Origin of the sequence: Azospirillum griseum (genome assembly GCF_003966125.1) — a bacterium.
Taxonomy (GTDB): Bacteria; Pseudomonadota; Alphaproteobacteria; order Azospirillales; family Azospirillaceae; genus Azospirillum; species Azospirillum griseum.
Genome location: NZ_RXMA01000039.1, coordinates 21,441 through 33,661, shown reverse-complemented (window position 1 = coordinate 33,661; position 12,221 = coordinate 21,441). Strand labels below are relative to the sequence as shown.

At 65.9% G+C, this 12,221-nt stretch carries 8 protein-coding genes; 7 read left to right on the top strand and 1 reads right to left on the bottom strand.

Going from position 1 to position 12,221, the window contains the following annotated elements; all coding sequences use genetic code 11:
• Together EJ903_RS23930 and EJ903_RS23925 are read left to right on the top strand one after the other, a co-directional pair.
• On the top strand, nucleotides 1–191 hold a 191-nt coding region (locus EJ903_RS23930; RefSeq protein ID WP_342772193.1), incomplete at its 5' end, for a DUF6867 family protein.
• A 399-nt stretch (nucleotides 192–590) separates the two neighbouring features.
• The gene (locus tag EJ903_RS23925; RefSeq protein WP_246015909.1) at nucleotides 591–2,297 is read left to right on the top strand and encodes a methyl-accepting chemotaxis protein; all 1,707 of its coding nucleotides are present in this window, start codon (nucleotides 591–593) and stop codon (nucleotides 2,295–2,297) included.
• Nucleotides 2,298–2,438: 141 nt separating this feature from the next.
• Here EJ903_RS23925 and EJ903_RS23920 read toward each other — a convergent pair whose 3' ends face one another.
• Nucleotides 2,439–3,608: an acyl-CoA dehydrogenase gene (locus tag EJ903_RS23920; protein ID WP_126620228.1), complete on the bottom strand. Its 1,170-nt coding sequence runs from the start codon at nucleotides 3,606–3,608 to the stop codon at nucleotides 2,439–2,441.
• A 337-nt stretch (nucleotides 3,609–3,945) separates the two neighbouring features.
• On the opposite strand from EJ903_RS23920, the gene EJ903_RS23915 reads away from it, so the two are divergent.
• From EJ903_RS23915 to EJ903_RS23895, 5 genes are all read left to right on the top strand, one after another.
• Nucleotides 3,946–5,604, top strand: coding sequence for a VTT domain-containing protein (locus EJ903_RS23915; protein ID WP_246015907.1), 1,659 nt, complete (start codon nucleotides 3,946–3,948; stop codon nucleotides 5,602–5,604).
• An 11-nt stretch (nucleotides 5,605–5,615) separates the two neighbouring features.
• Nucleotides 5,616–6,302: a DUF1345 domain-containing protein gene (locus tag EJ903_RS23910; protein ID WP_246015905.1), complete on the top strand. Its 687-nt coding sequence runs from the start codon at nucleotides 5,616–5,618 to the stop codon at nucleotides 6,300–6,302.
• Between the two features lie 38 nt (nucleotides 6,303–6,340).
• Entirely contained in the window at nucleotides 6,341–7,558 is a 1,218-nt protein-coding gene (locus EJ903_RS23905; RefSeq protein ID WP_126620217.1) for a serine hydrolase domain-containing protein, read from the top strand.
• A 93-nt stretch (nucleotides 7,559–7,651) separates the two neighbouring features.
• Nucleotides 7,652–9,097 (top strand): efflux RND transporter periplasmic adaptor subunit, encoded by a 1,446-nt coding sequence (locus EJ903_RS23900; protein ID WP_246015903.1) that lies wholly within the window; start codon nucleotides 7,652–7,654, stop codon nucleotides 9,095–9,097.
• Nucleotides 9,094–12,219 carry a multidrug efflux RND transporter permease subunit gene (locus tag EJ903_RS23895; RefSeq protein WP_126620213.1) on the top strand — a complete coding sequence of 1,042 codons (3,126 nt, stop codon included), beginning with the start codon at nucleotides 9,094–9,096 and terminating at the stop codon, nucleotides 12,217–12,219. Before EJ903_RS23900 ends, EJ903_RS23895 begins: the two co-directional genes overlap by 4 nt.
• Nucleotides 12,220–12,221: the final 2 nt, after the last annotated feature.

Below are 12,221 nucleotides of genomic sequence, written 5' to 3'. Positions count from 1 at the left end.
TCGCCTGGGGCCTGGCGGGCGAACAACTCCTCGCCCCCTGGGGCTTCCTCGTCCACACCATCGTCATCGCCGCCATAACCGCAACCACCTACCGCATCGCCATCGCACGGAAAATGGTCAACCAGTATCCGTGGATCTATGAACGGGCCGGGCCGCTTTTCTGGAAGGAACGGGTTCCGCATCGCGGGTGAACGGTCCCGGTGATGGGCGCTGAATTGTGATGCCCAGGGTGTTTTGATGCCCAAGGCGTTTTGAAACAGGAGGCAGCCGCCGGGCGATCATCCGGCGGTTGTCCTTCTCAAGAATACAGAGTGACTTTAAAGTATTTCAGTCTTCTGTCTTCAGACCTAAGACCTAATTCAATCAAAGAGCATCTTCAAACCAACAGATAACGCCGTGGTTCAGGGAAAAGCCCGATGGATCCGGCACTGTCCCGAGAGTATCCTCTTTGGGCAGTTTGAAACAATTTTGTCATTTTTCCAAGACCTCGCGCGCTCTGTCGGTCATTTCGCCGATGGGCATGCACCCCCATGCTTGGACGCCGCCCTTGATTGGCGTCCGTCATCTTTCGCCGGGAAAGGATCGTTGCGATGCCCATGGACGCGAAAACCGCAGAGCACACGGTGACGGTTGGTGCGAAAACGCGTCCGGTCTGGACCATAGGGCGCAAGGTGACGGCGGCCTTTGTCGCGGCCATCGTCGGCGGCTTTGTCGTCATCATGGGGTTGCAGGCGTCCATGCAGTATGAGGACGCGGTGCGGTTGGCGACCCACGACGCCCGCGTGAAGACCGACATGCTGGCCAACGCCACGAAAACCAGCTTTGTGGCGGGCGATGGGGCGTCCATCGAGACGGAATTCCTGCCGCTGGCCAACAGCAACGAGGTGCAATTGACCTCGCTGCGCGCGATGGCTCCCAGCGGGGAACTCGCAACCTTCAGCAACCCGCGCTTTGCCCCCTATGACCTGACCGCCGACAAGGATCTGGTCGACGCCGTTCTGGCGGGCAAGGGTGCGCAGGCCCGGTCCGCCAAGGGGCAGATCATCATCACGGTTCCGGTCGTGACCGGGAAAAGCAACCGCTTGGTCGGTGCCCTGCAAATCGCCTGGAGCATCGACCAGCAGATCGACGCCATCCTGAACCAGATGCGCAACCAGATCGCCATCTGCCTGATCGCCCTGGTGGTGCAGATCGGTTTGCTCAACCTGCTGCTCAGCCGCATGGTCATCAAGCCGCTGCGCGCGATGGCGGCGGCGATGGCGGATCTGGCGTCGGGCAACATCAGCGTGACGGTGCCAGGCACTGACCGACGCGACGAAATCGGGGCGATGGCCGGGTCGGTCCGTGTCTTCCGCGACAACGCCCAAGCCATCGAACGGATGAACGCCGAACAGGCCGTGTCCGACGCGAAGGCCGAGGAGGCCAAGCGCGTCGCCTTGATCGCCATGGCCGACCGCTTCCAGCGCACCGTCATCCGCTTGGTGGAGGGCATCGCCGCGTCGGCGGCGGGGATGGCCGACAGCGCCGGTCAAATGGCTGGTGTGGTGGAGCAGGCGTCCGGCCAGTCGAAGACGGTGGCGCGGGAATCGGACGACATCCAGGGCAACGTCCGGTCGGCGGCGGCCGCCGCCACCGAACTGGCCAGTTCCATCGGTGGGATCACCGAGCAGGTCGGCCATTCCGCCCGCATCGCCAGCGAAGCGGTGTCGCACGCCGACCGCACCAACGCGACGGTGCAGGGGTTGATGAGCAACGCCGAGCGGATCGGCCAGGTGGTTGGCCTGATCCACGCGATCGCCAAACAAACCAATCTGCTGGCGCTGAACGCCACCATCGAGGCCGCCCGCGCCGGGGAAGCCGGCAAGGGGTTCGCCGTCGTGGCGACCGAGGTCAAGGGGTTGGCCGACCAGACCGCCAAGGCCACCGACGAGATCGCCGCCCAGGTCAACGCCATGCAGGCGGTGACGCGGGAGGCGGCGACCGCCATCGGTTCCATCGGCAAGACCATCACCGAGATCGACGGCATCGCCGGGGACATCACCCAATCGGTGCGCGAACAGCATTCCGCCACGCAGGAGATCGCGCGGGCGGTGGAAATGGCGGCCCTGGGGACGCAAGGCGTCTCCACCACCATCGGGTCGCTCGCCAGCACCACCGACATGGCTGGTGCCACCGCCGCCAACGTGTTGGCCGCCGCGCGCGGCCTGTCCGACCAGACCCGCACCCTGGCCGCCGAGGTCGAACGCTTCCTGACCGAAGTGCGCGATCAGGCGAACGCGGACGCGCGCGCGGCCTGAACCAATTTTGGCCAGAACCCGAGCGTAAAAAACCCTCCCCGACCAGGATCGGGGAGGGGTAGGACAGCAGGTCGATCACACGTGTCACACACAAACGGATCACCCGGCCCGTCCAAGCGCGGACCGGCCGGGTGGGTCCGATCAGAAGAACGCCTGAAGGCCGGTTTGCGCGCGGCCCAGGATCAGGGCGTGCACGTCGTGGGTGCCTTCGTAGGTGTTGACGGTTTCCAGATTGACCATGTGACGGATCACCTGGAATTCTTCGGAAATGCCGTTCCCGCCGTGCATGTCGCGGGCAACGCGGGCGATGTCCAGAGCCTTGCCGCAGTTGTTGCGCTTGATCAGCGAGATGATTTCCGGCGACCAGCTGCCGTCATCCATCATCCGGCCCACGCGCAGGCAGGCTTGCAGGCCCAGCGTGATTTCGGTCTGCATGTCGGCCAGCTTCTTCTGGATCAACTGGTTGGCGGCCAGCGGGCGGCCAAACTGCTTGCGGTCCAGGGTGTATTGACGGGCGGCGTGCCAGCAGAATTCAGCGGCACCCAGAACGCCCCAGGCAATGCCGTAGCGCGCCTTGTTCAGACAGCCGAACGGCCCACCCAGACCCGACACGTTCGGCAGCAGGTTTTCGTCCGGCACGAAGGCCTCGTCGAGCACGATTTCACCGGTGACGGAGGCGCGGAGCGACAGCTTGCCCTCGATCTTCGGGGTGGAGAATCCCTTGGTTCCGCGTTCGACGACGAAGCCCTTGATCTTGTTGTCGTGGGCGTCCGATTTGGCCCAAACGACCGCCAGATCGCTGATCGGCGAGTTGGTGATCCACATCTTGGAACCGGACAGGAGATAGCCACCATCGACCTTGGTCGCGCGGGTCTTCAGGCCACCGGGATCGGACCCATGGTCCGGCTCGGTCAGGCCGAAGCAGCCGATCAACTCACCGCTGGCCAAACGGGGCAGCCATTTCTTCTTCTGCTCTTCGCTGCCATAGGCATAGATCGGGTGCATGACCAGCGAGGATTGCACCGACATGGCGGAACGATAACCGCTGTCCACCCGCTCAACCTCGCGCGCCACCAGACCATAGGCAACGTGGTTGACGCCTGGCCCGCCATATTCCTCTGGGATGGTCGGCCCCAGGAGGCCCAATTCACCCATTTCGGACATAATGTCGCGGTCAAAGCGCTCTTCACGGAACGCCGAGATGACGCGCGGCTGCAACTTGTCCTGGCAGTAGGCGCGGGCGCTGTCGCGCACCAGCTTCTCATCCTCGGTCAATTGGGCGTCGAGAAGGAAGGGATCGTCCCACTGCATGGTCTTCACGGTGCGTCTCCTGGGTGTCAGGCTGTTGAAAGCCGGGGCTTATCAAGGCCGGGGCGTTGACCCGGTCGGGGTTGGGTGACGAAGGACAGTGTGCCGTGTTCTTGCCATATCCACAAACACATAATTGCGATCATTGGTATAACGATTTTATATAGTTATAGGGGTGAATTGTCGGTGACGCGGAGTTCCAAAAAACTTTTAATGTGAAGCTAAGGGAAATTTATGTAATTTGCCCCTCATATCCTCTGCCGAATGGCCAATCAGACGGATCGCCCGCCCCGTGTTTGCCGCATTGCAACCAATAACAGCTTTGTCCGATTTCCCCCTGTTGTTTGGACTCGCCCTGCTGACTCTGCTGCACGAGGATGTGGCCATCGCGGCGGGAGCCAGTCTTATCAGTGTCGGCACGCTCAACATTGGTGTGGCCGCTCTGGCTTTGCTGGGGGGCATCATCGCCGGGGACTTGCTGATTTACTGTTTGGGCATTCTGTCGCTGCGCAGCGCGTGGCTGCGGCGACGGACCGAGGGGCCGTTGCTGGAGCGCTGCAAAAAGGCGTTGGATCGCAATCTGTTGCCCGCGTTGGTGACATGCCGACTGGTTCCGGGCGTTCTGTTCCCCACCTATTTCGCCTGCGGCGTGATGAAGGTCCCGTTTGTCCGCTTCATCCTCATCACCCTCATCACCGCCACCATCCACGTTTGGTTGCTGCTGACGCTGATGACATCCTCTCTTGAAGCGGCGGCGGTTGAAATGCAGGCCATCGGTCTGGCGGTGGTCCTGGTGATCGTCGGCCTGCGCACGCGCACCATGCGCTGCGCCGCCTCCGGGCTTTGGCAACGGCTGTACCGCGCGGTCGAACCGCATTTGCCCGCCGCGTTGAAGGGGATGCCCACCCCGCACGACATTGCTCTGCCCGGCATGCCGGTGGTTCCGGCGGGATCCAAAACCATTGGTTTCGCCGAACGCATTCCGCCGCTTCTGTTCTACATCCCCCTGGTCATTCAATGGTTTGCGCTGGGTTTTCGCCACCGTAGCCTGTCCTTGCCCACGGCGGCCAACCCATCGATTGAAGCGGGCGGCTTGTTGGGCGAGTCGAAAATCCAATGCATCGACCTGATCGGGCCGGAGGCGCGCCAGTGGGTGGCGCAGTCCCGCGATCTGGTCAACCGCGCGGATCTGACGGAGGCGGAGTTGGCGGCCGTGGTGGCCGCAAGCGGCGTTGCTTTTCCGCTGGTGGCCAAGCCGGACATCGGGTGGCGCGGCATCGGCGTGCGTCTGGTTCAGGACGTCGCCGATCTGAAACGCTATCTGTCGGAGTTTCCCGAGAATTGCCGGGTGATTCTGCAGGATTATGTGCCCCACGCCGGAGAGGCCGGGGTGTTTTACGTGCGCAAGCCGGGTGAATTGTCGGGCCGCATCTTCTCCATGACCTTCCGCTATTACCCGCATGTGGTTGGCGATGGCCGTTCGACCTTGCGGGTCTTGATCGCGCGCGACCCGCGCGCCGCCTGGAAGGCTGATTTGCATCATCAGGCCCTGGCCGACCGGCTGGACGAGGTGCCGCCGGAGGGTGAGATCGTCCGCCTGTCCCTGGTCGGCAGCAGCCGCGTCGGCGGGCTGTACAAGGACGCCTGCGCCCACGTCACCGCCACCTTGACCGCGCGCTTTGACGAGATCGCCGATGCGATGCCCGGGTTCCATTTTGGCCGCTTCGACATCCGTTTCGAGTCGGTTGAACGCTTGCAGCGGGGTGAAGCCTTCACCATCATTGAGGTGAACGGGGCCGGGGCCGAGGCCATCCACATGTGGGATCCCGACTTTCGTCTGGGCGATGCCTATGCCGTGCTGTTCCACCAACAGGCGCTGATGTTTGAGGTCGCCGCCGTCAACCGCGCCCTTGGGGTGAAGCCGTTGACCGCGATGGAACTGGTGCGGTTCCAACGGCGTCAGCAAAACCTGTTGCCGCTGTATCCGGCGTCCAACTGAAGCCGGAACCGATGACGTCGGGTGTCGGGCGGGCGCGGCGCAGCGTGCGGCACGTCGTCAGTCATCTGGGCAACCGCCCGTCACTGCTGATCGCAGCCGCTCTGGCGCTGGTTCTGGCGGTCCTTGGCAGCTTGTGGGTGCGGCCCGTCACCGCCGCTCTGGTGGGTTGGGACAGCGGCGTGGCCCTGTATCTTCTGCTGTCCACTCCGGTCATGCTGCGGGCCAGCGTCGAATCCATCCGGTTGCGGGCGCAACGGCTCGATCCCGGCAAGGTGGGGGTGCTGGCCGGGGCGATGCTGGTGGCGACGGCCACGCTGATCGCCATCTGGGTGGAGTTGGTGACGGCCAAAGGATCGCCGCACGCCGGGGCGGTCGCCGGGGTGGCCACCGTCACGGTCCTGCTGTCGTGGGGCTTTCTGCACGTCTTTTTCGCCCAGCATTACGCCCATGACTACTGGCTGGACAGCCCGCACCGGGCTGGCGCGAAGCCGCTGGAGTTTCCAGGCAACGACCAGCCGGATTATCTGGAGTTTCTGTATTTCAGCTTCACCGTCGGAATGACCGCGCAGGTGTCGGATGTCATCACCCGCAGCGCCCCTCTGCGCCGGGTGGTGTTGATGCACGGCATCCTGTCCTTTCTGTTCAACACCACGGTTCTGGCCTTGGTGGTGAATCTGGCCGTCGGGTTGGTCAATTGACGCCACCGCCGATCCGCACAACATTCGGATTGCCGTTCATGCCCCTGCCCTGTTCCGTGTCGCGTGCGCCGATTCTGGCTCTGATCGGTGGTGCCGTCGCCTGCGTCGGGGGTGCCATGGCCCAGACGCCCGCCCCCGACCCGGCCCCACCGTCACACGCGGTGACGCAAGCCCAGTTCGACGAGGCGCTGGCCGCCCAACTCCGGCGTTATGGCGCGCCGGGTGGTGTGCTGCTGGTGTCCGGGCCCGACGGGCCGCCGCAGATCGCCGCCGCCGGGGTGGCGGAACTGCCGAAAGCCTCCGCCAGCAAGCCGCGTCCGGTCCGCCCCGACACCCGTTTCCACATCGCCTCCACCGGCAAAATGATGACGGCGGTTGCGGTGTTGCAGTTGGTGGAAGAGGGGAAACTGTCCCTCGACAGCCCGGTGATGCCCCTGATCGGTCTGCCGGGGGCCGCCCGCCTGCCCCATCTCGCCACGGCGACTGTGGGCGACCTGCTCAGCCAACGGTCGGGCATTCCCGATTGCCTGCGCAACGCCAAGACGCCGGTTCCCCGCCACCCCAGCCCGCGTTGGACGGTGGAGGAGGCGTTGACCAAATCCCCCTGCGGCACCCCGACCACGCCCGGCCAATACGCCTATTCCAACACCAATTTCCTGCTGTTGGGCCGGATCATTGAAAAACTCGACCGGCGGCCGCTGGCCGAGTCCCTGAACGCCCGCATTTTCCGCCCGGCGGGCATGACCGCCACCACGCTGGGGGCTGCGTTGAGCGAGGTCAACCTGGCCCATGGCTATCAGGCAGCGGTCAAGAAGGGGCGTCCGCGCGTCGATTCCAGCGCCTACGCCTATTCCAGCCCGTTGGGCGACGCCCCGGTGACGACGACCATCACCGACCTGGATCGCTTCATGAGCGCGCTGTTCCGCCAGCCGGGCCGTCTTTTGCGCCCGGAAACCCTGGCGGCGATGGTGGAGGACCGCGCGGGGGAGGAGAACGACGAGGGTTATGGCTTTGGTCTGGTCGTGGAGGACAGCGATTGGGGCAAGAAGCTGGGCCATCCCGGCCGTCTGGGCGGCTTCCGCTGCGAAGCCTGGCATTACCCCGAGGTCAACCGGACGATCCTGCTGATCCTGAACGGTGACGAGAACGGGCGGGACGATGTGGGCTTGCGGCTGGCCCACGCCCTGCTGCCGCCCCCGCCCGCCCCGCCGCCGGACACGCTTCCGACCGAAAACATCCCCATCCCCGAAAAATAACACCCGACCGACCGACGAGTGCCGCGCTTTCGCCCGTATCATGGGTCTCTTGTGTGGTGAGATTCTCGGACGACGGTCAGGACGATCATGGGTATGCGTTGGAAGCCGGTCATCACCGGCCTTGTGTTGGCCGGGTTGGTGGGCGGCGTCGGCTACGCCGTGCGGGACAAGCTGGTTCATCCCGGGACCACGACCGGTGCGCCCGGCGGCCCCCCTCCGGGTGGGCCAGGCGGGCCTCCCCCTGGCGGGCCGGGTGGTCCTCCCGGCGGTGGCCCCGGCGCGCGCAACTCCGTCGTCGCGGTGCAGGCCGGGACGGTGGCGCGGGAGGATGTGCCGATCTGGTTTGACGGCATCGGCACCGTCCAGGCCTTCAACAGCGTCACCGTCCGCGCGCGGGTGGATGGCGAGCTGCAACGGCTGGACCTGCGCGAAGGCCAGATCGTCAAGGCGGGCGACGTGCTGGCGGTGATCGATTCCCGCCCGCTTCAGGCGCAGTTGGCCCAGGCCCTGGCGAAAAAGGCGCAGGACGAGGCACTGCTCGCCAACGCCCGCCGCGATCTGGAACGCAACCTCAGCCTGCGGGAGTTCGCGGCGAAACAGACGGTGGACACCCAGCGCGCCCAGGTCACGCAGTATGAGGCGCAGTTGCGCGCCGACGACGCGGCGATCGAGGCGGTGCAGGTCCAGTTGAACTACACCACCATCACCGCGCCGATCAGCGGGCGGATCGGCCTGCGCTCCCTCGACCAGGGCAACATGGTGCGGTCGAGCGACCAGAGCGGCCTTGTCACCATCACCCAGGTGCAGCCCATCGCCGTCGTCTTCACCCTGCCGGAAAAGCTGCTGCCCGCCATCGTCGACGCCCAGTCGCGCGGCGATGTGACCGTGCAGGCGCTGGACCGCGAGGGCAAGGCCGTGCTGGGGACGGGAACGCTGGCGGTGATCGACAACATGATCGACACCGGGACCGGCACCATCCGGCTGAAAGCCACCCTGCCCAACGACCCGCAACGGCTGTGGCCCGGCGGCTTCGTCAACGTCCGGCTGTTGGCGTCGGTCCGGCGTGGGGCGACCACCGTGCCGGGGACCGTCGTGCAGCGCGGCCCACAGGGGACCTTCGCCTATGTCCTCAAGGACGACCAGACCGTCGAGCAGCGCCCGATCAAGGTGGCCCGGCTGGAGGAGAACAAGGCGATCATCGACGAGGGCCTGACCCCCGGCGAACGGGTGGTCGTCGATGGCCAATACCGCCTGCAACCCGGCTCGCGCGTCCGTCTGGTCGATCCACCGCCGCGCGGGACGTCGCCAACGGAAACCCCGACCGGCTCCGCCGCTCCCAACGCCGCCCCGGCCGGTGCGCCCACGGCGAACGCCAACGGCGAACGCCCGCGTGACCGCGCGCCGCGCGATCCCAACAACCTCGACGCGCCGCGCCGCCGCCCACCGCCGACCGACGGCGCGTCGCCGCCGGAAAACGGCCCCGGCGGCCCGGCCAGCAACAGCGCCGCGCAACCCCGTCCGGCGCGGGAGCCGTCATGAACCTGTCGGCCCCCTTCATCCTGCGCCCGGTCGCCACCGGCCTTCTGATGATGGCGGTGGTGCTGCTGGGGCTGCTGGGCTACAGCGCCCTGCCCATCTCGTCGCTGCCGACGGTCGATTTCCCGACGGTGCGCGTCACCACCCAATTGCCGGGGGCGTCACCGGAGGTCATCGCCTCGTCGGTCACGGCCCCGCTGGAACGGCAATTGGGGCAAATCGCCGGGATCGCGTCGATGATCTCGACCAGCTCCTTCGGCCTGTCCACCATCACCCTGCAATTCAACCTGACCCGCAACATCGACGCGGCGTCGCAGGACGTGCAATCGGCCATCAGCGCGGCGGCGGGCGGCTTGCCCAAGGGGCTGCCGAACCCGCCCGTCTACGACAAGGTGAATCCCGCCGACGCTCCGGTCATGGTGCTGGCCCTCAGCGCCGACAGCCTGCGTCTGGAAACCATCAGCGATGCCGCCGACACGCTGCTGGCGCAAAAGCTGTCGCAGGTCGATGGCGTCGGCTATGTCGGGATCGAGGGCGGCTTGCGCCCGGCGGTGCGGGTGCAGGTCAACCCCGGCGCGGTGGCCGGGTTGGGCCTGACGCTGGAGGATGTGCGCAGCACCATCACCCAGGCCAACGTCAACGCCCCCAAGGGCAGTTTCGACGGGCCGCGCCAAAGCTGGGCCATCGGCGTGAACGACCAGATCGAAAACGCCGCCGCCTACCGCCCGATCATCGTCGCCTACAAGAATGGCGGGCCGGTGCGGCTGTCGGACATCGGCGCGGTGGTGGATTCGGTGGAAAACACCCGACTGGCGGCGTGGCACGACGGCAAACCGGCGGTGCTCCTGACCATCCAGCGCCAGCCCGGTGCCAACATCATCGACACGGTGGACCGCATCCGTGCCCTGCTGCCGTCGCTGCAAGCCGCCCTGCCGCCGCAGATCACCATGGCGGTGCTGACCGACCGGACGGAAACCATCCGCGCCTCCGTCGCCGATGTGCAAAAGACGCTGGTGCTGACCGCCGGTCTGGTCGTGCTGGTCATCTTCCTGTTCCTGCGCAAGGCGTGGGCCACCATCATCCCCGCCGCCGCCCTGCCGCTGTCGCTGATCGGCACCTTCGGCATCATGGCGCTGTGCGGCTTCAGCCTCGACAATTTGTCCTTGATGGCGCTGACGATTGCCTCCGGCTTCGTCGTCGATGACGCCATCGTCATGATCGAAAACATCGTCCGCCACATCGAGGAGGGAAAATCCCCGATGCAGGCGGCCTTGACCGGCGCGCGGGAAATCGGCTTCACCGTCGTCTCGTTGACCTTGTCGCTGATCGCCGTCTTCATCCCGCTGCTGTTCATGAGCGGGGTGGTCGGCCGTCTGTTCCGCGAATTCGCCATCACGCTGTCCATCGCCGTCCTGGTCTCGGCGGTGATTTCGCTGACTCTGACGCCGATGATGTGCGCCCGCCTGCTGAAGCCGCAGGAGGAGGAGCCGCAAAACGCCCTGTTCCGCTGGAGCGAACGGCTCTTTGACGCACTGCTGCGCGGGTATGGCGCGTCGCTGCACGTGGTGCTGCGCCATCAGCCGTTGACGCTGGCCGTCACCATCGCCACGCTGATCGCCACCCTGTGGCTGTACGATGCGGTCCCGAAAGGCTTTCTGCCGCAGCAGGACACCGGCGTCATCCTGGGCGTGACGGAGGCGGCGCCCTCCATCTCCGTCAAGGCGATGAGCGAGCGGCAACGCGCCATCGCCGAGATCGTGCGCCAGGACCCCGATGTGGCGGCGGTGGCGAGCTTCGTCGGCACCGGATCGGTCAACGCCACCACCAACAGCGGCAGCCTGACCATCGCGCTCAAGCCGCGCGACCAGCGCAACGCCTCGGCCGAGGAGATCATCGCCCGGCTGCGCGCGGCTACGGCGGACGCGTCGGGCATCTCGCTGTTCATGCAGGCCGCGCAGGATGTGCAGATCGACAGCCGGGTCAGCCGCACCCAATACCAGTATGTGTTGCAGGACGCCGACCCGCAGGAGCTGACCAACTGGACGCCTCGCCTGCTGGCCGCCCTGCGCGCACGGCCTGAATTGACCGATGTGGCGACCGATCAGCAGCCCTATGGCCTGCAAGTCTATCTGACCATCGACCGCGACGCCGCCTCGCGCCTGCATGTGCTGCCGCAGGCCATCGACGACACGCTGTACGACGCCTTCGGTCAGCGGCAGGTCTCCACCATCTACACCCAGACCAACCAGTATCGGGTCATTCTGGAGGTTGAACCCTCCTTCCAGATGGATCCGGTGTCGCTGTCCAAGCTCTATGTCCGCGCCACCGGCGGCGGGGTGGTCCCGCTCGACGCGCTGGTCAAGGTGACGCGCACCACCGCCCCGCTGGTCATCACCCACCAGGGGCAATTCCCCTCCGTCACCCTGTCGTTCAACCTGGCCCCCGGTGTGGCGCTGGGCGACGCGGTGGCGGCGATCCAGCAGGCGCGCGCCAGCATCGGCATGCCCGACACCGCCACCGCGCGCTTTGCCGGGACCGCCGCCGAGTTCCGCGCCTCGCTCGACAGCCAACCTTGGCTGATTCTGGCGGCGGTGGTCGCCGTCTACATCGTGTTGGGCGTGCTGTACGAAAGCACCATCCACCCGATCACCATCCTGTCCACCCTGCCGTCCGCCGGGGTCGGGGCGATCCTGGCCCTGATGGCGACCGGTCACGACCTGTCCTTGATCGCCCTGATCGGCATCGTTCTGCTGATCGGCATCGTCAAGAAGAACGCCATCATGATGATCGACTTCGCGCTGGAGGCCGAACGCGAACGCGGCCTGCCGCCCGAACGCTCGATCTACGAGGCGTCGCTCCTGCGCTTCCGCCCGATCATGATGACGACCATGGCCGCCCTGTTGGGCGCTCTGCCGCTGGCGTTGGAGCATGGGACCGGGTCGGAGCTGCGCCGCCCGCTGGGCATCGCCATCGTCGGCGGCCTGCTCATCAGCCAGATCCTGACGCTCTACACCACGCCGGTGGTCTATCTCTACATGGACCGGCTGGGCCGTTTCCTGCGCCCGTCCCGCAAGGCCACCACGCCCGCCGTTGGGTCCGTTCCCGACCGGGCGGCGGCGGAGTAACC

What these genes read in the sequence shown, in the direction of transcription:
- EJ903_RS23925 (WP_246015909.1), top strand. Translation starts at nt 591, where the DNA reads ATGCCCATGGACGCGAAAACCGCAGAGCACACGGTGACGGTTGGTGCG.
- EJ903_RS23920 (WP_126620228.1), bottom strand. Translation starts at nt 3,608, where the DNA reads ATGCAGTGGGACGATCCCTTCCTTCTCGACGCCCAATTGACCGAGGAT.
- EJ903_RS23910 (WP_246015905.1), top strand. Translation starts at nt 5,616, where the DNA reads ATGACGTCGGGTGTCGGGCGGGCGCGGCGCAGCGTGCGGCACGTCGTC.
- EJ903_RS23905 (WP_126620217.1), top strand. Translation starts at nt 6,341, where the DNA reads ATGCCCCTGCCCTGTTCCGTGTCGCGTGCGCCGATTCTGGCTCTGATC.
- EJ903_RS23900 (WP_246015903.1), top strand. Translation starts at nt 7,652, where the DNA reads ATGCGTTGGAAGCCGGTCATCACCGGCCTTGTGTTGGCCGGGTTGGTG.
- EJ903_RS23895 (WP_126620213.1), top strand. Translation starts at nt 9,094, where the DNA reads ATGAACCTGTCGGCCCCCTTCATCCTGCGCCCGGTCGCCACCGGCCTT.